Source organism: Litorerythrobacter xanthomarinus (assembly GCF_046254955.1).
GTDB lineage: Bacteria > Pseudomonadota > Alphaproteobacteria > Sphingomonadales > Sphingomonadaceae > Qipengyuania_C.
Genome location: NZ_JBJXRG010000002.1, coordinates 241,273 through 261,283, shown reverse-complemented (window position 1 = coordinate 261,283; position 20,011 = coordinate 241,273). Strand labels below are relative to the sequence as shown.

The window sequence follows — 20,011 nt, the reverse complement described above, 5'->3', positions numbered from 1 at the left end:
GTGAAGCAAGGCTAACACGAGTTCTCGAGACAGGCGATGAAAAATCCGTCGGTCTGGTCCCGATGCGGCGTGAGGCGGTAACCTTCGCCGCGGTGGGTACCTAGCGGCAAATCGAGCTGCTTGCGAGTCCATTGACCATGTTCGGTAAGGAAGGCGGAAACCTGCTCCGCTCCCTCCTCGTCGAGCAGCGAACAGGTCACATAGACCAATCTGCCGCCGGGCTTCATCAGCTGCGCAGCTAAACGCAGGAGATTGGCTTGCGTTTCGACGAGCCTGGCGAGGCGAACGGGCGTCAAGCGCCAACGCGATTCCGGATTGCGGCGCCATGTGCCCGTGCCCGAGCAGGGCGCATCAACGAGTACCGCATCCGCTGCGCCCGTCAGATCGTCAAGCGCTTCCAGTTCCTTGCCCGGATCGAGCAGGCGCGCCTCAATAACTCCTGCGCCGGCCCTTTCGGCTCGCGGCGCAAGCTGCGACAGCCGGCCCCGGTCGGTATCGGACGCAATCAAGCGGCCACTGTTTTCCATGCTTGCGGCGAGCGAAAGCGTCTTGCCGCCCGCACCGGCGCACAGATCGATCACTGTATCGCCAGGCTTTGCATTGACCGCCAGGCAGGCAATCTGGCTGCCATGATCCTGAATCTCGATCTGACCCTCGCGGAAGGCCGACCAACTCTGGACTGCCGTGCCCGCGGGCAAGCGCACTGCCTGGGGTGCCGCGAGAAGTTCGCCAACGTCCGGTAACTCAATCGAAGCGCGATCCGCCTTTAGCGTATTCACGCGAATATCGAGCGGTGCACGGTCCAGCAGCGCGGCAGCTTCGTCTCCCGAAATGTCCGAGGCTGCCAGGCGTTCGACCAGCCAATCGGGCGCGATACCTCCTTTGGCTGGTTTTTCACCCTGGCCGAGTGATTCCGGCCCATGCCCCGAGCCATCGAACAGCGGTGTGATCGTGCTGTCAGTTTCGGCGAAACTCAGCATCGCGGCCCGGCCACTCTTGGGCATCGGTCCGCACGCTCTTATCGCGCCGAAAACAAGCTCTCGCACCGCGCGGCGGTCTTTCGAACCCGCATAGCGGCGCGTCTTGAAGTAGTTTGCGACAAGGCGATCCGCTGGTGCACCCCCGCCGGAAGCGGCAGCAATGATTTCATCAAGCAGTTCGATGGCGGCCTGGACCCGCGCCGCCGGCGTCATGGTTCAACGCGTCGGATAATTGGGTGCCTCTCGGGTGATGGCCACATCGTGGACATGGCTTTCTTGCAATCCGGCATTGGTGATGCGCACGAACCTCGCGCGCTGCTTGAGATCGGGGATCGTGGCGGAGCCGGTATAGCCCATCGCCGCCTTGATCCCGCCAACAAGCTGGTGAACTACGTCGGCCGCGTGGCCCTTGTAGGGCACCTGCCCCTCAATCCCTTCGGGTACCAGCTTCATCGCCGAAACGTCCTGCTGGAAATAGCGGTCTGCGCTGCCGCGCGCCATCGCGCCCACGCTGCCCATGCCCCGGTAAGCCTTGTAGCTACGGCCCTGGTAGAGGAAGGTCTCCCCGGGCGCCTCTTCGGTACCTGCCAGCATCGAACCGATCATCACCGTCGATGCGCCCGCTGCCAGCGCCTTGGCCGCGTCGCCTGAAGTGCGCAGGCCGCCATCCGCAATCACCGGTACACTCGACTTTGCGGCTTCTTCGGCGCTTTCCATCACCGCGGTGAGCTGCGGCACACCAACGCCAGCCACCACCCTGGTAGTGCAGATCGATCCAGGTCCGATACCCACTTTGACTGCGTCCGCGCCTGCATCGATCAACGCACGAGTTGCATCGGCAGTCGCGACATTGCCAGCCACGATCTGGACCGAATTCGAGAGCTTCTTGGCTCGCTCGACTGCGCGCGCAACGTCCTTGTTATGACCATGCGCGGTATCGATGATAACAACGTCGACTTCCGCATCAATCAGCGCTTCGGTTCGCTCGAATCCCTTGTCGCCCACGGTCGTCGCCGCTGCAACGCGTAGCCTTCCACTCGCGTCCTTGGTCGCATCGGGATAATTGACTGCTTTCTCGATATCCTTGACCGTGATCAGTCCGACGCAGTGGCCATCATCGTCGACTACCAGCAGCTTTTCGATCCGGCGCTGGTGCAGCAGGCGGCGTGCCTCTTCCTGTCCGGTACCGAGCGGCACAGTCGCAAGATTGTCTGTCGTCATAAGCTCGCGCACGGGCTGGTTCGGATTCTCCGCGAAACGCACATCGCGATTGGTGAGAATGCCCACCAGCTTGCCATCGCCATCGGTGACCGGGATACCGCTGATGCGGTTCTGCGTCATCAGCGCCTGCGCCTCGCCCAATGTCGCGCCCGGGGAAATGGTGATCGGATTTACCACCATACCGCTTTCGAAACGTTTCACCGCGCGGACCGCCGCGCACTGTTCCTCGATCTCTAGATTGCGGTGCAGCACGCCGATCCCACCGAGCTGCGCCATGACAATCGCCATATCGGCTTCGGTCACCGTATCCATGGCGGCAGAGATGACGGGAATATTGAGCGCTATATCGCGTGTCAGCCGTGTCGACGTATCTGCCATCGACGGCAGGATGTCGCTTTCTCCAGGCCGGAGAAGCACGTCGTCAAAGGTAAGGCCGATCGGGATATCCATGGTTGCCACTTTCATGCGCGGAACGATTCGTGGCGGCCCATGTAAACGCGGTTTGGCGCAGGTGCTAGGGGGTGACCGCGATATTATCGGCGCATGGGGATGAAACGAGGAAGCGCTTGCCTTTTCGCCCCGTTTTCGCGGAAAAGCGCTGCAAATGACCAGCGACTCCTCCTCCCCGTTGGCCGCCTACGGTCAGTGGCTCGCCGATTGTCCGCGCGAATGGCCTTCCGAAGCGCTCCATATTGCGCGCCGGTCGCTGATCGACACGGTTGCCGTGATGGTGCCGGGCGCGGCGGACAGCGCTCCTGCGAAGCTGTGGCCGCTGGTCTCCACGTGGGGAAGCGGGCCAAGCGTGGCGGTATTGCAACCACAAACGCTGTCGCCCCCCAATGCAGCTCTGTTCAATGGCACCGCAGCTCACGCAATGGACTTTGACGACAATTTCGACCCGGCCAAGGCGCACGCATCCGCGGTCCTGATCCCTGCACTACTGGCGATCGGCGATCTTGAGGAATCGAGCATCGGTGACGTGCTCGACGGGTATATCACCGGGCTACAGATCATGGGATTGGTCGGGCAGGCAGTGAACCCGTTCCACCGGAGCCGAGGCTGGCATGCAACCGGAACGCTCGGTGCGATCGGCGCTGCTGCAGGCTGCGCGCGGATGCTCGGTCTCGATGCAACGCATGCGGCAATCGCAGTCTCGATCTCGACCAGCCTTGCCGGCGGCTTCATGAGCCAGTTCGGATCCGACACAAAGCCGCTTCACGCCGGCCTCGCTGCTGCAGGCGGAGTGCAGGCTGCACTGTTTGCGCGCGCAGGGCTGACCGCAGGCGAAGCCACGCTAGACGGGCAGACAGGCATGCGCACTCTGATGGTTGGGCAGGATGTTGAAGACCTTGCTCGGGAGATGGAAGGCAAGGCTGAACACGGCCAAACGATGCGTTTCAGCACCGAGAATATCGGCGAACCGCTCCACGTCCTCGAACACGGGCTCAAGGTGAAGCGTTTCCCCAACTGCGGGAGCCTGCACCGTTCGCTCGATGGGCTCCTCGAGCTACGCGAAGCGCACGGATTTGGTCCTGACGACGTGGATCACGTGCTGGTTCGCGCGCCTGCGGCGCACCTGCGCAACCTGATGCATGAGAACCCGCAGACTCCCTCCGAAGCGAAGTTCAGCCTCGAATATTCGATGGCGGGAGCGCTGGTCACTGGTGCGAGCACCTTGAGCGACTACCTGCCCGAGAGTATCCAGCGACCGGAAGTGCGCGAACAGATGCCGAAGATCCGCAAGGAATATGTCGAACTACTCGAGAGCGAATTCCCGACCGAGGTACACGTCACTTTGAATAACGGGCAGACACTCAGCACGTCGGTCCCCATGCCGGTAGGCAGCAAAGCTGTTCCCATGAGCGATGCGCAGCTGTGGGCTAAGCTTGAAGGCTGCCTTGATGCTGCGCCGCAATTTGCCCAGCGCGAGGCGTTGCTGGAGGTTCTGGGCAACCTTGACGCGGAGCGCCCCCTGCGCCACCTCACCGGCGCGCTGCAGGCATAGGGAGAGCGAGCCGATGGCATCTCAAGCGACTGAAAACAAAGCGACAGTCCTGGTCCTCGCTGCGAGCCGGGCCGGTCCAGAAGATGCGGTCGCGGCGCTCCGGGGCGTGAGTCACAAATGCCTCGTCGAGATTGACGGAGAAATCATGCTTCAGCGCGTGGTGCGCGAGATCTCGGGCAGCAAGAGCGCCGGCGATATCTGGGTCTCGATCGAAAGCGAAGACCTGCTGCGCCAGGTCCCATACCTTTCGGAAATGATGGATGCGGGCCGCCTGCATTTCCTTCCGGCAGGCGAAAACCTGTTTGCCAGCATCATGGCGGGCGCCGAAGCGATTCCGGACCCCTACCCGCTCGTCGTGTCGACTGGAGACAATGCACTGCACACATCAGAGATGTTCGAATATTTCTGCCGGGCAGTGCTCGATAGCGAGATGGACGCTGGCGTCGGCATGACCCCGGCTTCAACCATTCTCGAAGCTTATCCCGACGGAAAGCGCGCCTTCCATGAGCTAAAGGATGGCGGTTGGTCGAGTTGCAATCTCTACGCCGCCAAGACCCAGCGCGCTATTGATGCCGCCAAGGTGTTCGAAACAGGCGGTCAGTTCGGAAAGCGACCGAGCCGGATCATGAAGGCATTCGGTCTGCCCTTCATGCTGATGTACAAGTTCAAGCTCGCCACTCTCGACGGTATGGCAAACTATCTCTCCAAGCGCTGGAAGATCGATGTGAAGGCGGTGCGTATGCCCTTCGCCGATGCGCCGATCGATGTGGACAATCCGGGCGATTTTGAGCGCACCGAAGCGATCCTGAAAAAACGCCGCGGCGCCTAGCCTTCGTCAGTTTCTTCGGCGTGTTTTGTCAGCAGTTTGCGCTCTTCGTTTCGCCGGCCGGTCGCGATGATGTGATCGACGCCTTCGATGGTGATCGCTAGCGCCGTCTGCTCGGTTACTTCGATGAACCCTTTGGACCTCAGGTACCAGGCGTGGAACTCAAACTGTTCGTCGGTGCAGCCGAGCGCTTCCTGAAGCAGCCAGCCGAGGATTCCCGGATCTGAAGGTTGCTCCCTTCGGCGCTTGTAGAGGTGCAGCAGGATGGTCTCGTGCGCTTCGGCATCATCGAGCGCGGTTTTGTCGTCAATTTGCAGTTCGGGGTCGATCGGAGAACGGGGTGTTGGCGTTTCCTTGGCGGCGATGCCGTTTTCCTTGTCATACTCGGCGCGCTTTTCCGGGTCGCGCAGAACTCGGTATGCCTCGACTACCGAATTGAACTTGTCGACATCCGAGGTTTCGACATGATCGGGATGATAGATCTTCGCAAGGTGATGGTATGCCAACTCCAGGATGCGCGCATCGCAGCCCGGATCGACCTGAAGCACGTCGTAATAATCGACCGATACCTTACTTTGTTCCAACGCCAATCCTCCACCGAATGCCGACGAACTAACCGCACTATGGCCTATCGACAAAGCTTTCTCGAATCCATCGCATTGAAAAGTGACGAATTCGAGAATCCATCTCGCCTGTGATGGCAGCGCGAAAGCGGTGATAGGACAAACGCGACAAGGGCGCTTGGCCTGGTGGCCGGTTCAGACGCCGAGCAGTTCGATTATGCCTGCGATGAGCGAGCCGAGGACGAAAACGTAAATGGGCGGCATGCTGAGGTAGATCCAGCGCAGTCGCTTATTCGGCGCTGCATAATAGCCAAGCGCATAGCCCACTCGCATTAGTGGCCAAATGATGCCAATTCCTGCCGCCCACAACGGGCTCACTGCATAAGAGAACAGCCACAGCCCGGGTAAAAAGAGCACAAGATGTTCGAGCGTATTATGATGCGCCCGCACATAGCGTTCATACTCGGGCGGCCCGCTATGCGAAGGCGCTTCGATCTTGAAGCGTCCGCGAGCGAGCCCGGCCTGCAGGAGCGTGAAATAATAGGCGAGGAGTGCCAGCGCACTCACGATCACGACGTAGGTATAAGGATCCATTAGGTCTGTACTTCCTCTCGTTAACCTCGACGCCTAGCAGCCGTTGCAACTCCCCAGCTTTACCGCCCGCCAGTCACATAAAGACATTGCCCTGTGACCCAGCTCGATGCGGGCGAAGCCATGAACACGACCGCCGAAGCTATGTCTTCAGGATCACCGTAGCGTCCCATCGGAATACCGATCATGCCCAGCAGCTTCTCGCGCTTCTCGTCAGTATCGGTCCCCATACATTCGTCGAAATTTTCGGTGGGGATGGGACCAGGTGCGATCGCATTGACGCGGATCGCGGGAGCGAGTTCGACCGCCAGCGTGCTGGTGAGGCTATTGGCCGCTGCTTTGGCCGCTCCGTAAGGTCCGTTCTTGACCTGCGGACCATAGGCTGAACGCGAGGATATGTTGATGATCGCCCCGCCCGCATCCGCCATCTTCGCTGCGGCGACCTTTGCGCCCATCCACACGGCTTTGAGATTGAGCGCGATTTGTGCGTCGAAATTCTCTTCGGCCGTCCGCGTCAAGTAGCGCGGAGTGCCGTCGGGGATACCGCCAGCGTTATTGACCCAAATGGTGAGCTTACCGAAAGTCGCGACAGCCGCTTCGGCCAGTTTTTCCAGCTCGTCATTGCTTGTGGCATCAGCCGCAAATGCCAGCGCCTCTCCGCCATTTGCATGGATATCTGCCGCAACGGCATCGAGATCCGATTGCGTGCGCGAAGAGACCACCACGCTGGCCCCCGCTTCGGCGAGACCAATCGCGATCGCCCTGCCGATACCCTTGCCCGCGCCGGTAACGACAGCGACCTCGCCGTCGAGCCGAAATTTGTCCAATATTCCCATGGGGAGTGTCCCGCTGATTTGCCCTGAAGCACATCACTGGACTGGGCATGTCCTAATCGGAACTGGCTGATCCACTAGGACCAGTTGGCATCGGCACCGAAATGTGGCCCGATTGTGAGCTACTCGGCCGTCCAGCCCCCGTCGATCGACCAGTTTGCGCCGGTGACATTCCCCGCTTCCTCGCGGCAGAGGAAAACGGCGAGCGCGCCGATCTCTTCGGGCTGGACGAATTTCTTAGTCGGCTGCTTGGCCAGCAGCACATCGTTGATCACTTCGTCACGGGTCAACCCGCGCGCTTTCATCGTATCGGGGATCTGGCCCTCAATCAGCGGCGTCCAGACATAGCCCGGGCTGATGCAATTGGCAGTTACGCCGGTCTGCGCCAGCTCGAGTGCGACAGTCTTGGTGAAGCCTGCCACGCCATGTTTCGAGGCATTGTAAGCGCTCTTGAACGGCGATGCGGTAAGCGAATGGGCACTGGCGGTGTTGATCAACCGGCCCCACCCCTTATCCTTCATCGCGGAAACAGCGAGCCGCGTGGTATGGAAGGTGGCGGTCAGATTGAGACCGATGACCTGTTCCCATTTGTCGGTCGGAAATTCCTCGACCGGCGAGACATGCTGCATCCCCGCATTATTGACGAGGATATCGAGCGCCCCTGCTTCGGCCATCATCGCTTCGATCTCGCCGACCTCAAGCAGGTTGGCACCCGAATGGGTGGCGCCCAGCTCGTCGCACAATGCAGCGATCTCGCCTTCGTCGCCAAACCCGTTCAGGATCACCTCTGCGCCCTCTGCGCGCAGAGCCCTGGCAATCGCCAAACCGATCCCCGATGTGGATCCCGTAACAAGTGCGCGTTTGCCGGAAAGGAACATTCCGTTCTCCTGAATGTTGGCTATTGTGTGACATCGGTCTTGAGCGCGAGTCGTCGCCGAAGTCCAGTGCTAACGCGTCCCTGATGCGGCGGGAGATAGGAAAGCCATGAAACTCAAGCGATTTAACCCGGGTAACATACGTGTCCGCGGAGGCGGCGGTGGCGGCTTTCCCGGAGGCCGCGGTGGCGGGATCGGTTGCGGCACGATCGTGATTGCAGCCATTGCCTATTTCCTCTTTGGTGCCGATCCGATGCAGACCATCGGCGTGGTCGAAAGCGTGCAAGACGCGACCGGCGGCAATCAGGTCACCCAAAGCTCCGATCCGACGGAAGTGTGCGAAAGCGGGCCGTACGCTCTCGAGGCGTGCAATGCGCTGGCATCGCTCAACGAGACATGGGAGCCGGAATTCCGCGCCGCGGGCATCCGCTTCGAGCAGCCCCTGCTCACGCTTTACAGCGGCAGCGTTAACTCGGGTTGCGGTGCAGCCAGCTCCGCCATGGGGCCGTTCTATTGCCCCGCCGATCAGGGTATTTATCTCGACACGAGTTTCTACAACACTATGGAGCGCCGCATGGGCGCAGGCGGCGATTTCGCCCGCTACTATGTGATGGCGCATGAATATGGCCACCATATCCAGCACCTCACCGGTGTCGCCGGACAGATCCGTAGCGCGCAGCAACAGAACCGCCGTAATGCCAACGAGCTGCAGGTCCGCATGGAGCTGCAGGCCGATTGCTATGCCGGGGTCTGGGCGGGCAAGAACCGCAACCTGATCGAGCCGGGTGACATGGAAGAGGGCCTAAGAGCCGCCAGCGCCATCGGTGACGATACGCTCCAGCGGCAGGCCGGTCAGCGGGTCAATCCCGAGAGCTTCACGCATGGCACCAGCAGGCAGCGGATGGAAGCACTGCGGCTGGGCATGAACTCGTCAAATGACAGCGTGTGCGATCGCTATATGGAATTTCGCTGAGCTTAGGCCCTAGGCGAAAGAAAGGCCCGGGATGCTTTGCGGAGCGCCCCGGGCCTTCTTTTGGTTTGGTCAGCTGAGCTCTAAGTTTCGGCCTCTTCGGCTTTACGCCCAACACTCGACCAATCGATCTTGCGGGTGGCGTACATCACCCCGGCGAGGGCCACAAAGAGCAGCACCGATCCGATCAGCAAGGACCATGCCTCGAGGTTTAGCAGCACATAGAGCAGAGCGTAGAGGCCGACCAGCAACGCTCCGATTACCCTCGCCCGCATCCAGCTGCCCAGGACCGCCGCGCTATAGGCGGTCAGCAGTCCGATGATCGCGGCACTGGCCACGACATACGCCAGGGCAAAGCCGATCACCTCAGCAAATGCGAGCAGCAGCACGAAGAACAGCGTCAGCCCGGCACCGGTGAGCAGGTACTCCGCCGCAGCGACCCGCGCTCCGCCAACAACATCGAACATGAAAAAGGCGAGGAAAGTGAAGCCGATGAATAGAAAGCCGTACTTCACCGCGCGATCGACCCGGCTGTAAAGATCAACCGGCTCCACCAAGCGGATGGTAGCAGCCATACTTGGGCCACCCGAGGCGCCGGCGCGCTCTATTACCGCTGCCTGCGCATATTCCACCGCCCCATCAGTGATCATCGGCGGGCCGGGATCAGAAGTCATCGCCATGGCCTGCCCAAGAGCGAGGTTTGAAACCGACCAATTGGCGACGAAGCCGTCAGCGGAAATTTCCTTGCCTTCCTCATCAGGCAGGAAGCTGCCGACAAAGCTGGGATGCGGCCAGGTCGAGCGGACTTGCCAATCAGTATTGCCACCGCGCGGAACAAGGCTGAGCCCATGGCTACCGCGCAGGCTATACGACCAGTCGATTAACAGCGGGTCGGAACCATTCCATTCGAGCGGTGCATGAAAGCCCGAGCCACCGCTTGCAGCTACACCGTTGCCAGGCTTGAGCACGAGCGCCTCTCCGTTGAGTGTGACCTCCGCGTCAGATTGCAGACCCCTCGGATCGGAAGAGCCGAAGCGCAGTTCGACTTCATCGAGGCGCAAGTCCTCACGTTCAATTCCTAGGCGCGAGAGGTCGTCGGTCAGCGAGAACCGGGCCTCGCCGCTTAGCTGCGCAGTGTAGATAACGGCGCTGTAGATTGATCGCTGTTTGAGATCGGGATCGATCGTTGTCGCGACTTTTTGCTGTTCAGGAGAGAGGTAAAGCTGTTCGCGGGCCCTGATCGTGCGCGTGGTGGTCTTGCCGTCCACCACTTCGTTCTGAATACGCTCTTCAATGTACGGTATGACGAGAACTGGCCCGGAGATCACTTGCTCGCCGCCCCAGCCTGCGGTGATTGATTGCTGGGCAATGCGCGACTGGTGCTGGCGGTCAGAGACGAGGCCATAGACCATCAGGAGCGGGATCACGAGCGCTGCACCGATCAGCGCCACAAACAAAAGCTTTATTCCCGGGGTTCGTTCAACGGCCATCTCTCGCTCCTCATCGCTGCGATGAAGCGTGGTCTATAAGCGATGAACTGAATGCTTTGTGAACCCATGCATTATGCCAAAGCGGCGGCAGGAGGGGACACTCCTGCCGCCTACGAATGGCCAATTATCAAGGGGGACTCGATCTAGCCTTCGTTGTCGAAATTCCGGATTTCCTCATCCAGTGCCTCAAGCACTGTCGCGCGGATTTCCGCATCCATATCCGATTGCGCTGCAATGGAAGCGCGCGCCTGCTTCAGCGCTTCCCGCGCCTGGCCCATCACGGCCGTTTCGCAGACGACCATGACTTTCTTACCGTTTTTCGCGAGCTTCTCGGAAAGAGGTTCACTGCTTTCGCAATTGGCTTCAATGGTGACCATCTCGCCCATCGAATCCTTCATCTCGATCATCGCGATCTTGTGGGCTTCGCGTGCTTCGGCCAGCTCGATTTTCATCTCGGCCATGGCTTCGGCGACCTCGGCCTTCATGCGGGCACGCTCTTCAGGACTCATCTTCTCGCCCGCCGAAGCATGGACCTTCACCTTGTGGACCTTGTGGACCTTGTGGTCTGCATGCCCATCGCCCCCGCTTTTGTGCTCTTCGCTCTTGATCACATAGACGCGGCGCTCTTTTTTCTCGCCCTCTTCTGCGGCCTCGCCAACAGCCTGCATCGCCATAGGAGCGAGCGGTGCCATGGGAGCCTCGGGTGCCAGCGGAGCCATGGGGGCAGCCGGAGCAAGCGGCGCAGATGGTGCCAAGGTCGTTGACGGTGCGAGCGGAGCCTCCGGCGCGGGCGGAGCTTCCTGCGCCGTCTCGGGAGCAAGAACTTCGGCATAGGTAACCGTCGCGGTTAGGGGTATCGCCAATGCCGCTGCAGCCAGTCCGAATTTGCCCGCCTTGCGGCGACGCGGTGAAACGTCATTCATCGTCAAACTCCTCAGTCGATGGATTATCGATTTATCTCCAATCACGGGGCACGCCATCGGCGCGGCCAGCGTCAGTTTGGGTCCCGTCGCAAAACTAGCGATCACTTCTGCGTAATGCGCCCGCTCCTGCCTGCTGCGTTCACTGACGACGCGGGCGTCACACGCCGCTTCCTGGTCGCAACGCAGCGCGCGCCATCCCAGCCATGCAAGCGGATTGAACCAGTGGAGCGCGAACAGGGGCTGCACGGCAAAATTGATCAGGAGATCATTACCGCGGTGATGCGCCAATTCATGCTCAAGCGCGAGATTGCGAGCGGCCACATCTGGCTGGTCCAGAAATCCTTCCGGAAGAGCGATGACTTTGTCTCTGACTCCGAATGCGATCGGCGCCTCGGTAAGGGGCGTTTCGACCAGGCGAACCGCACCGGCTTCACCGACATTCACGGCATTGGTCAGAAGCACCGAGCGCATCCGATGGTAGGCTCGCACCCGCAGCGCTACAAACGTGATTGCACCTGCAATCCAGATGATCGTTGCGATCAAGCCCCAGTCCAGCGACACAATCCACGATGCTTCGGAGGTTTGCACGGAGGCTGCCGGCACCCCACCTGCAGGAGCCACAGGAATCACAATCTCCATGGCTTCCGCCCCCGCCGCAACCTCAACGGCAACCGGCTCGCTTTGAGCGGGAGCCATCGATGCAGGGAGGATGAACGGCGGAAGGACAAGCCGCGCCATCGGCAAAAGCCACAAGGCATAGGCTGCGGTCGCCCCGAAATGCTGCGCCACCGGGCGCCGCAGCAATAGGACCAAAGCAATCAGTGCCCCTGTCCAGACGAGCGTGTCGAGAAGCCAGCTCATTTGCGCAGCTCCTTTAGCAGGTTTTCGATTTCGTTGAGGTCTTCGTCGCTCAGTGCTTCCTGCTCGGCGAGATGTGCCACCAGCGAGGCCGCCCTTCCCCCGAACAGCCGATCGACCAGCCTCCGGCTTTCCCCGCCCACGTAGTCCGATCGGGCAATAGATGGTGAGTAAAGGAACCTGCGACCGTCGGGCTCGGTAACCACGACATTCTTGGTAACAAGCCGTGAAAGCAGAGTCTTGACCGTAGCAAGGCTCCAACCGCGAGCCTTGCAGACTTCCTCGCACACTTCGGCGGCAGTCGCGGGGCTGTGATTCCACAGCGCTTCCATCACTGCATGCTCAGCCTCGCTTATGCGTTCTGGCTGTGCGGTATCTCGCCGTCCCATTGCGTCCTCCCCGGATCCGCGATCCAGATGATCGATTACGTCTGTAGTCATGACGACTACGGGTGTAAACCTGAAGCCCATATGAACAGAAATTCATATCGCTTGAAAATCTGCCAGCGACCAATCACCATGGACGAATGACTTGCATTTCCCGCTTCTTGACGCTCGCCGTACCAGCTCTTCTTGTATCCGCCCCGGTCGTGGCCAGCGAAGCGATCATGCCGCAAACGCTCCCAGTCGCGCTCGATCCCGCCGATGCCGGTAACATCACGCTGGGCGAGCTGACCTATCTGGGAGGGCTGGAAATAGATCCAGGCGAGGATGAGGTCGGCGGTCTCACCGGTCTCGAATGGCATGATGGCCAGCTCTATTCCGTCAGCAAGGATAACCACTGGCTGATCATCACGCCTGATGAAATATTGGGGCAATTGGCCGACCTGATTGAGATCGAAACGGGTGAACTCCTCGATGAGCGAGGCAAGCGCCTGCGCAACGATGCCGGTGCGGCAAGTTCTCTAACGATGCTGCCAGCGGGCGACTGGTCTGTGGGCTTCGATGCAGACCCACGCCACATCGCTTACGATGCGCTGGATGGCGACGCATTGCCCCAAGCCGGGGAGCCGGCAACTTCGCTTCCTGCTTCGCTAAACGGGCAATTCGGTAATGCCAAAGGCTCCGATTGCGCGGAAAGTGGCGTGTGCTTCTATCTGTTTGGCGATAGCTCCGCTTCCCCTTCTCAGACCCGCATTGTCGCTGTTGGACCAGAAGGCCTCTTCGAGACTGTCGCGATTTGGGAGCCCCCCCTCGCGAGTGACAATTTTTCGGGCCTCGCAGTGCGCGAGAATGCCGACCGTACTTTCCTCTATGTTGTGTCAGACAACGATTTTTCGGATGATCAGCGCACGGTGGTGATGAAGTTCGAAGTCGACGAACGTGCGGCGACAGCCCCGGGCGTGCCGCCAAAAGTCTACGAGACGGTCGATGTCGTGATCGAAACGGCGATGGGCGAAATCACGGTGCGGCTGGAAACCGAGCGCGCCCCGATCACCGCAGGCAATTTCCTGCGCTATGTGAAGGAGGATCGCTATGATGACACGCGGTGCTATCGCGCGATGCGCGTCAAGGGCGGCGAGCAACCTGCCGGTTTCCTGCAATGCGGCACGCAGAACCGGCCCGACCGCGTACTCCCCGGCATTCCGCACGAACCGACCACCGAAACAGGCCTCAGCCATACCGATGGGGCGCTATCGATGGCGCGCTTTGAGCCGGGCACGGCGACGGGTGATTTCTCGATCATGATCCGCGACCAGCGCGGGCTCGATGCCTACCCCGATGCCGACGACCCCGCCATGCACGACGGCTTTGCCGTGTTCGGTTACGTTGTCGACGGAATGGATGTCGTCCACGCTATCCATGCGACCGAGACCGATCCCGACAAGGGAGAAGGATTCCTCAAGGGCCAGATGCTGGCATCACCCGTCAAGATCGTCGACATGCAACGGGTCGAGGCCCCATAGATTGACGACCAAGCCTGCATCCAAAACCGTCAGTTCAAGAAATGACGACGACGGACATGAGCCTTCATATTCGAGGACGAATGACGCAGAAATGGCTGTTTTGAGGCAGGTTTAGCCCGCTGATAGCGCTACGTGTCGCTTCATGTGGTGGTCGATATTGCCGAACTCGGAATCGAAAATCGTCAGCCGCTTGAAATAGCTGCCGATTGCCAGCTCGTCGGTCATGCCCATACCGCCATGGATCTGGATCGCATCGCGTCCGATATAGTGCGCGGCCTGCCCCACCCTGACCTTGGCCGCCGAGACATTGAGCTTTCGGTCGCGCTCGCTCTCCTCGAGCTTGAGCGTCGCCAGGTAAGTCATCGAAACCGACTGCTCATATTCGGTGAACATGTCGACCATGCGATGCTGCAGCACCTGGAATGATCCAATCGGCACGCCAAATTGCTTGCGCTGACGCGAATATTCTACCGTCATGGCGTGGGCGACCTTCATCGCGCCGCATGCTTCTGCGCATTGCGCTGCAATAGCCTCGTCAGTGACCAGCTCGATCAGCGGCAATGCCGCGCCGTCTTCACCGATCAGTGCGTCTCCCGCTACCGAGACATTCTCGAAATAGACTTCCGACGCGCGGCGCCCGTCGACCGTCGGGTAATCACGGGTGACGACGCCATCGGCGCCCTTCTCGACGATAAAGACCGAGATACCATCCTTGTCCCGCCGCTCGCCCGATGTGCGAGCCGTCACCACCAGATGCGTTGCCCATGGCGCGCCGATCACCACCGCCTTGTGACCGTTGAGCGTGTAGCCCGAACCGTCCTTCTTCGCGGTCGTCTGCAAATCGGATAGGTCGTAGCGACCCTGCGGCTCAGCATAGGCAAAGGCGTAAATCCGCTCGCCCGAAACGATCCCGCCAATGTGCTCGGCCTTCTGCTCGGCTGTCCCGGCATGCTTGAGGAAGCCGCCCGCGCAAACAACCGTGGGGACGAATGGCTCTACTACTAGCCCCTTGCCGAATTCTTCCATAACGACGAGCGAATCGAGCCCGCCGCCTCCGAAGCCGCCGTCTTCCTCGGAAAATGGCATGCCCAGGATGCCGAGCTCAGCCAGCTGCGCCCAGATTTCGGGTCGCCATCCGCTTTCGCTGGCTACGACACCGCGGCGAGTTTCGAAATCATAGCTTTCACGGACCAGTCGCGAGAGTCCGTCGCGCACCATGTCCTGCTCTTCGGTGAAGTTGAAATCCACTGAATGTCTCCCTGATCGATCGGCCTAGAGGCCGAGGATCATCTTTGTGATTATGTTGCGCTGGATCTCGTTCGATCCGCCGTAGATCGAGGTCTTGCGCATATTGAAATATGTCGCTGCCGAATGCTGCGCGTAGTCGGGCCCGATCGGATATTCATTCGATCCGGGATCGCTGATGCCCTGATAGAACGGTGTGCCATAATGGCCGACGGCCTCTAAAGTCAGCTCGGTCAGCCGTTGCTGGATCTCGGTGCCCTTGATCTTGAGGATCGAGCTTTCCGGTCCGGGACCGCGGCCGGCTTGCTCACCGGCCAGAGTCCGAAGCTCGGTGATTTCGAGCGCCGCAAGGTCGATCTCGAGCTGGCTCACCTTGCTGGCGAAATTGTAGTCTTCCATCAGCGGGCCACCGTTCAGCTCTTCGTTGCGAGCGATCTCGCGCAGGCGCTCAACACCGCGTTTGGACCGCGCTACTCCGGCAATGCCGCTGCGCTCATGCGCCAGCAGGAACTTGGCGTAGGTCCAGCCCTTGTTCTCTTCGCCGACCAAGTTCTCGACCGGCACACGCACATCGGTGAGCCACGTCTCGTTGACCTCGTAACCGCCGTCGATCAGCTTGATCGGGCGCACTTCAATACCCGGCGTCTTCATGTCGACGAGGATGAAGCTGATGCCTTCCTGCGGCTTGGCGGCATCGGGATCAGTGCGGCACAGGAAGAAGCCCCAGTCTGCGTGCTGCGCAAGCGTGGTCCAGGTCTTCTGGCCGTTGATCACATAGTGATCGCCATCGCGCACTGCGGTGGTCTTGAGCGAGGCGAGATCCGATCCTGCGCCCGGCTCGCTATAGCCTTGGCACCACCACACATCGCCGCTCCGAATACCGGGCAGATGCTGCTCTTTCTGCTCTTCGTTGCCGAAGGTATAGATAACCGGACCGACCATAGAGACGCCGAACGGAAGCGGCATGATGGTGTTGGCGCGGGCGTTCTCTTCCGACCAGATATAGCGCTGCGTCGGGGTCCAGCCTGTGCCGCCGTACTGTTCGGGCCATGCCGGGACCGACCAGCCCTTTTCGCCAAGAATTTTGTGCCAGGCGACCATATCTTTGGGTGGAATGTCATCGCGCATCCCGTCGACCTGCAGATCGGTTGGATGGTTTTCCGCAATGAACTTGCGCACTTCATCGCGAAATGCGTTCTCTTCGGGCGTGAAATCCAGATTCATTCTTCGGGCCTCCTCAGCCAATCGGGTGCTTTACTGACACAACCGTCAGCGGCAGAAAAGGGAGGAAACCGGCTTTTTTGGATGCCCGGCGCGCAATCCCGCTATTCCCCTACGGAAGGTCGTCCGACAGGTTCGGTCGCCGTGGCCGGGATGCCCGCTTCGAGCGCGGGAAGCCAGTGCGAGACACCCACTCCAACCACCGTTTGCGGCAACGATGCCGACAAGCGCTTGCTCGATTCCCAACGGACTATATCGCTGTGCGCCTCTGCCGAGGCCGTTTGCAAATCGACCGGCTTGCGCAACGCCCGATTGATCAATGCATCGCCAAAAAATGTCCAGTCGTTCTCCGCTTCACATCCGAAAGACTGGCGATTGGCATAGGAGGCAGTGAGGATCGCGGTATCGGGACTGGAAAGCGGATCGACGAAGATGCCCGAGTAACAGGCACTGAGGATGAGGATACGTCTGCGGATATCGAGTTCCAGCAAGACGTCACGCAATTTCGCCGGTGAGAGTATTCCGAAGCCCGTATCCCCGTAATGATATGCAAGCCCCTGCGGCGCGCCATGGCTCGTTGAATAGAGCACAAGCACATCCTCGGTTTCGTCCATTACCTCGGCAATATGTGCCAATGCGAGGACGAGGCTGCGGATAGACCCCTGTGGAAGCGCGCTGTTGCGCCCATCTGGACCGGCCAACACTACGGTGCGGCCTTGCGCATTGTACCTGCGCGAAAGAACTTTCCCGGCCTCGCGCGCCTCGCGGGCGAATACCGGATCGCTATCGAGCGCAACCGCCACAACATAGGCGTCTACCGTCCCCGGAGTTCCGGGTCTCAGCGCCCCCAACGCTTGGTCGAGCCGTCGTCGTTCCCGCAGCAATTCCTTGGCACTGATATCCCGGCGCAGCTCCGGCGCACGTGCGAGGCTTTCCATGGTTTCCTGAGCGGTCGTGCCTGTCCCCAGCCCGGGCCATCCGGTCGTGTGCGGAGGAGGCTGCGCGGGTTCCTCCTGCGCAGCGGTCGGGATCGTGAACAACGTCAACGCCGCGCAGAAGACAGCGAATGCAGCTATCCGATTCCCTTTGACGAGCCCCATATCGTCCAAGCTGCCGCGAGAGGGGCCATTTCGTCAACAGGCTAATGTCCAGCAAATTCTTACGCGATTGCCCCTAAAATACCATCGTGAGGGCCCGCCTGACGTTAGGCATTCCTAAAGGCAAACCGGTTAACTGCCCCTTCACTGGATATTAGGGGAATTTGGTAGCGGAACGACAATGCCTCGTTCACAAAGAGAAGGAACCGGTGGCCTACGCGGCGGCCTTGGGTTGTTCAGCCTGCGCAGCAAGGGCAGCGCGGATGGCGACCTCGCGCGCGAAAAACTGGCCATTTTCTCCGACTATGAGCAATCCGGACTCTCCTGGTTCTGGGCCACCGATGCCCAAGGTGAGTTAACCTATATCTCCACGCAGGCGGCGAATTCTCTCGGTCAAGAAATTGACGACCTGCTGGGCACGCAGCTTGCATCGCTACTCGATCTCGAAAGCAGCCCGGCAAGCGAAGTCGCTTCACACGAGCCCAGCGGAGCACAGCTCACCTTCCTCATCCGCGCGAAAAACACCTTCACCGAGAAGGAAGTGAAAGTCCGGACCAGCGACAAGGAAATCTGGTGGGCGATCAGCGGCAGGCCGCAATTCGACGCGGCGGGCGATTTTGTCGGGTACCGTGGGAATGCCAGCGATATCACATTGTCTCGCCGTGAACGCGCCGACGCCACAAGGCTAGCACAGTTTGATTCGCTCACTGGGCTAGCCAACCGTTTTCGCATGACCAACCGGCTGCTTTCGCTGCTGACTGCCTACAAGGTTGCCAACCGCAGCTGCGCGCTGATGATGCTAGATCTCGACCGGTTCAAACACATCAATGATACGCTCGGCCATCCGGCGGGCGACGCGCTCCTGCAGCAGGTTGCCCAACGCTTGCAGCGTATCGTCGGTAAAAAGGGTGAGATCGGCCGCCTGGGCGGCGATGAGTTTCAGATCATCCTACCTGACCAGGATGACCGCAGCGAACTGGGCAGCATGGCCAGTCACATCATCCAGATGCTGTCGCAACCCTATCTTATTGAAGGCAATAGCTGCGTCATCGGGGCATCGGTGGGAATTGCGATCTTCCCATATGACGGAAGTGATGTTGACGAACTCGTGCGGAGTGCCGACCTTTCGCTTTATGCTGCCAAGGAAGGCGGACGCGGCCAATTCCGCTTCTATTCGAGCGAACTGCACAGCAAGGCCGAAGAACGCCGCCAGATCGAAGAAGAGATGCGCAAAGCGCTCGAACGCGGCGAATTCGAAGTGCACTACCAACCTCTCACCTGCCCAATAGAAAACCGGGTCAAGGGTTTCGAGGCCTTGCTGCGCTGGAATCACCCCGAACGCGGAATGGTAAGCCCTGCGCTGTTCATTTCGGTCGCTGAGGAAACCGGCCTGATCATCCCATTGGGTGAGTGGGCCTTGCGCCAAGCCTGCCATGATGCGGCAGGTTGGCCCGATGATATCCGCGTGGCGGTCAACGTCTCGCCTGTCCAGTTCATGACCGAGAACCTGCCGGGCGTAATCACCAGCGCGCTGGCCAATGCCGGTCTGCAGCCGGACCGCCTCGAGCTGGAGATCACCGAAAGCGTGTTCCTAGGCGATGGCGAGGGCACGGTGAAGCGCTTCGAAATCATCAAGGAACTTGGCGTCCGCTTCGCACTTGACGACTTCGGTACGGGTTACTCCTCGCTCGGCTACCTTCAGGATGCCCCCTTCGACAAGATCAAGATCGATCAGAGTTTTATCCGGGGCGCGGTCGACGGCAGTATCAAGAGCAACGCAGCAATCATCGATGCGATCGTGCGGCTGGCACAATCGCTCGAGATGGAAACAACCGCAGAAGGTATCGAAGCGCCCGATGAGCTAAGCTTCGTGCGCGATCGCGGTGTGACGACCGTTCAGGGCTATATCTACGGCAAGGCCATGCCCAATGACAATGTCCTCACGATGGTCGAAAACGGCGAAATCTGGATAGAGCCCAATGGCACCAGTCAGGCACGGGCAAACCGCCGATCTATGATGCGGCGGGTCAATATCGTGGTAGGCGACGAGCAACACACGGCGACGATCGTCAATCTTTCGCAGACAGGTGCCCGCATCAAGGGACTGACCGACGTTGAGTTGGGCACCAAATACATCATCGACCTCGGCGGTGGCCAGCTCGTGGTTGCCGAAGTGAAACGCTCGGAAGGTGAATGGCAGGCAGTGAGTTTCGAAACGCCGCTGATCAGCGACGGCGGAGACGGATGGTGCACGCGGCAAAGGGTACCCGCATCACAACTGGCTGAATTGGGCTTCGATGCAGCACCGGAAAATGTCGAACATGCGACCATTCCGCCGCCAAACTCCGAGCCGATCGATCCGGTACCCTACGCGCTCAGGAACCTGCACCGATAATCGGCGATCGCG

Annotated in this window: 17 protein-coding genes; 5 read left to right on the top strand and 12 right to left on the bottom strand. The window is 60.1% G+C overall.

Annotation, left to right across the window (positions count from 1 at the left end):
* Positions 1-11 precede the first annotated feature (11 nt).
* On the bottom strand, positions 12-1,193 hold the full coding sequence (locus ACEWMW_RS10550; RefSeq protein ID WP_409413892.1) for an RsmB/NOP family class I SAM-dependent RNA methyltransferase: 1,182 nt from the start codon (positions 1,191-1,193) through the stop codon (positions 12-14).
* A gap of 3 nt (positions 1,194-1,196) precedes the next feature.
* Positions 1,197-2,651 carry an IMP dehydrogenase gene (gene guaB, locus ACEWMW_RS10545; RefSeq protein ID WP_409414450.1) on the bottom strand — a complete coding sequence of 485 codons (1,455 nt, stop codon included), beginning with the start codon at positions 2,649-2,651 and terminating at the stop codon, positions 1,197-1,199.
* 154 nt (positions 2,652-2,805) lie between these two features.
* Here guaB and ACEWMW_RS10540 point away from each other — a divergent pair, with 154 nt between their 5' ends.
* Together ACEWMW_RS10540 and ACEWMW_RS10535 are read left to right on the top strand one after the other, a co-directional pair.
* Complete coding sequence (locus ACEWMW_RS10540) at positions 2,806-4,206, top strand: MmgE/PrpD family protein (RefSeq protein WP_409413891.1); 1,401 nt, start codon at positions 2,806-2,808, stop codon at positions 4,204-4,206.
* Positions 4,207-4,219: 13 nt separating this feature from the next.
* The gene (locus tag ACEWMW_RS10535; RefSeq protein ID WP_409413890.1) at positions 4,220-5,035 is read left to right on the top strand and encodes an NTP transferase domain-containing protein; all 816 of its coding nucleotides are present in this window, start codon (positions 4,220-4,222) and stop codon (positions 5,033-5,035) included.
* Here the strand turns inward: ACEWMW_RS10535 and ACEWMW_RS10530 are convergent.
* From ACEWMW_RS10530 to ACEWMW_RS10515, 4 genes are all read right to left on the bottom strand, one after another.
* Positions 5,032-5,616, bottom strand: coding sequence for a J domain-containing protein (locus ACEWMW_RS10530; protein ID WP_409413889.1), 585 nt, complete (start codon positions 5,614-5,616; stop codon positions 5,032-5,034). The genes ACEWMW_RS10535 and ACEWMW_RS10530 overlap by 4 nt on opposite strands.
* Positions 5,617-5,790: 174 nt before the next feature.
* Positions 5,791-6,189 carry an MAPEG family protein gene (locus tag ACEWMW_RS10525; protein WP_409413888.1) on the bottom strand — a complete coding sequence of 133 codons (399 nt, stop codon included), beginning with the start codon at positions 6,187-6,189 and terminating at the stop codon, positions 5,791-5,793.
* A 59-nt stretch (positions 6,190-6,248) separates the two neighbouring features.
* Entirely contained in the window at positions 6,249-7,022 is a 774-nt protein-coding gene (locus tag ACEWMW_RS10520) for an SDR family NAD(P)-dependent oxidoreductase (RefSeq protein ID WP_409413887.1), read from the bottom strand.
* Between the two features lie 119 nt (positions 7,023-7,141).
* Positions 7,142-7,897 carry a 3-hydroxybutyrate dehydrogenase gene (locus ACEWMW_RS10515; RefSeq protein ID WP_409413886.1) on the bottom strand — a complete coding sequence of 252 codons (756 nt, stop codon included), beginning with the start codon at positions 7,895-7,897 and terminating at the stop codon, positions 7,142-7,144.
* Between the two features lie 106 nt (positions 7,898-8,003).
* On the opposite strand from ACEWMW_RS10515, the gene ypfJ reads away from it, so the two are divergent.
* Positions 8,004-8,867, top strand: coding sequence for a KPN_02809 family neutral zinc metallopeptidase (gene ypfJ, locus ACEWMW_RS10510; protein ID WP_409413885.1), 864 nt, complete (start codon positions 8,004-8,006; stop codon positions 8,865-8,867).
* An 80-nt stretch (positions 8,868-8,947) separates the two neighbouring features.
* On the opposite strand, the gene creD is transcribed toward ypfJ, so the two are convergent.
* The 3 genes from creD to ACEWMW_RS10495 all read right to left on the bottom strand — a co-directional run bounded on the left by creD (position 8,948) and on the right by ACEWMW_RS10495 (position 12,524).
* Positions 8,948-10,354 carry a cell envelope integrity protein CreD gene (gene creD, locus ACEWMW_RS10505; protein WP_409413884.1) on the bottom strand — a complete coding sequence of 469 codons (1,407 nt, stop codon included), beginning with the start codon at positions 10,352-10,354 and terminating at the stop codon, positions 8,948-8,950.
* Between the two features lie 143 nt (positions 10,355-10,497).
* The gene (locus tag ACEWMW_RS10500; protein ID WP_409413883.1) at positions 10,498-12,138 is read right to left on the bottom strand and encodes a M56 family metallopeptidase; all 1,641 of its coding nucleotides are present in this window, start codon (positions 12,136-12,138) and stop codon (positions 10,498-10,500) included.
* Positions 12,135-12,524: a BlaI/MecI/CopY family transcriptional regulator gene (locus ACEWMW_RS10495; protein WP_409414449.1), complete on the bottom strand. Its 390-nt coding sequence runs from the start codon at positions 12,522-12,524 to the stop codon at positions 12,135-12,137. The genes ACEWMW_RS10500 and ACEWMW_RS10495 overlap by 4 nt, the downstream gene beginning before the upstream one ends.
* 137 nt (positions 12,525-12,661) lie before the next feature.
* Between ACEWMW_RS10495 and ACEWMW_RS10490 the strand changes: the two genes are divergently transcribed.
* Positions 12,662-14,041: a peptidylprolyl isomerase gene (locus ACEWMW_RS10490; RefSeq protein WP_409413882.1), complete on the top strand. Its 1,380-nt coding sequence runs from the start codon at positions 12,662-12,664 to the stop codon at positions 14,039-14,041.
* Between the two features lie 111 nt (positions 14,042-14,152).
* On the opposite strand, the gene ACEWMW_RS10485 is transcribed toward ACEWMW_RS10490, so the two are convergent.
* The 3 genes from ACEWMW_RS10485 to ACEWMW_RS10475 all read right to left on the bottom strand — a co-directional run bounded on the left by ACEWMW_RS10485 (position 14,153) and on the right by ACEWMW_RS10475 (position 17,607).
* A complete protein-coding gene (locus ACEWMW_RS10485; protein WP_409413881.1) occupies positions 14,153-15,289 on the bottom strand; it encodes an acyl-CoA dehydrogenase family protein in 1,137 nt (378 codons plus the stop codon).
* A gap of 24 nt (positions 15,290-15,313) precedes the next feature.
* Positions 15,314-16,510 carry an acyl-CoA dehydrogenase family protein gene (locus tag ACEWMW_RS10480; RefSeq protein WP_409413880.1) on the bottom strand — a complete coding sequence of 399 codons (1,197 nt, stop codon included), beginning with the start codon at positions 16,508-16,510 and terminating at the stop codon, positions 15,314-15,316.
* Between the two features lie 101 nt (positions 16,511-16,611).
* Entirely contained in the window at positions 16,612-17,607 is a 996-nt protein-coding gene (locus ACEWMW_RS10475) for a C13 family peptidase (protein WP_409413879.1), read from the bottom strand.
* A gap of 178 nt (positions 17,608-17,785) precedes the next feature.
* Here ACEWMW_RS10475 and ACEWMW_RS10470 point away from each other — a divergent pair, with 178 nt between their 5' ends.
* A complete protein-coding gene (locus ACEWMW_RS10470) occupies positions 17,786-19,999 on the top strand; it encodes a putative bifunctional diguanylate cyclase/phosphodiesterase (RefSeq protein ID WP_409413878.1) in 2,214 nt (737 codons plus the stop codon).
* Positions 20,000-20,011: the final 12 nt, after the last annotated feature.

Bases quoted from the DNA above. Each gene is read 5' to 3' on its own strand.
- ACEWMW_RS10520 (WP_409413887.1), bottom strand. From the start codon at position 7,022: ATGGGAATATTGGACAAATTTCGGCTCGACGGCGAGGTCGCTGTCGTT.
- ACEWMW_RS10500 (WP_409413883.1), bottom strand. From the start codon at position 12,138: ATGAGCTGGCTTCTCGACACGCTCGTCTGGACAGGGGCACTGATTGCT.
- ACEWMW_RS10550 (WP_409413892.1), bottom strand. From the start codon at position 1,193: ATGACGCCGGCGGCGCGGGTCCAGGCCGCCATCGAACTGCTTGATGAA.
- ypfJ (WP_409413885.1), top strand. From the start codon at position 8,004: ATGAAACTCAAGCGATTTAACCCGGGTAACATACGTGTCCGCGGAGGC.
- ACEWMW_RS10515 (WP_409413886.1), bottom strand. From the start codon at position 7,897: ATGTTCCTTTCCGGCAAACGCGCACTTGTTACGGGATCCACATCGGGG.
- creD (WP_409413884.1), bottom strand. From the start codon at position 10,354: ATGGCCGTTGAACGAACCCCGGGAATAAAGCTTTTGTTTGTGGCGCTG.
- ACEWMW_RS10495 (WP_409414449.1), bottom strand. From the start codon at position 12,524: ATGGGACGGCGAGATACCGCACAGCCAGAACGCATAAGCGAGGCTGAG.
- ACEWMW_RS10490 (WP_409413882.1), top strand. From the start codon at position 12,662: ATGACTTGCATTTCCCGCTTCTTGACGCTCGCCGTACCAGCTCTTCTT.
- ACEWMW_RS10470 (WP_409413878.1), top strand. From the start codon at position 17,786: ATGCCTCGTTCACAAAGAGAAGGAACCGGTGGCCTACGCGGCGGCCTT.
- ACEWMW_RS10480 (WP_409413880.1), bottom strand. From the start codon at position 16,510: ATGAATCTGGATTTCACGCCCGAAGAGAACGCATTTCGCGATGAAGTG.
- ACEWMW_RS10475 (WP_409413879.1), bottom strand. From the start codon at position 17,607: ATGGGGCTCGTCAAAGGGAATCGGATAGCTGCATTCGCTGTCTTCTGC.
- ACEWMW_RS10535 (WP_409413890.1), top strand. From the start codon at position 4,220: ATGGCATCTCAAGCGACTGAAAACAAAGCGACAGTCCTGGTCCTCGCT.
- ACEWMW_RS10525 (WP_409413888.1), bottom strand. From the start codon at position 6,189: ATGGATCCTTATACCTACGTCGTGATCGTGAGTGCGCTGGCACTCCTC.
- guaB (WP_409414450.1), bottom strand. From the start codon at position 2,651: ATGGATATCCCGATCGGCCTTACCTTTGACGACGTGCTTCTCCGGCCT.
- ACEWMW_RS10540 (WP_409413891.1), top strand. From the start codon at position 2,806: ATGACCAGCGACTCCTCCTCCCCGTTGGCCGCCTACGGTCAGTGGCTC.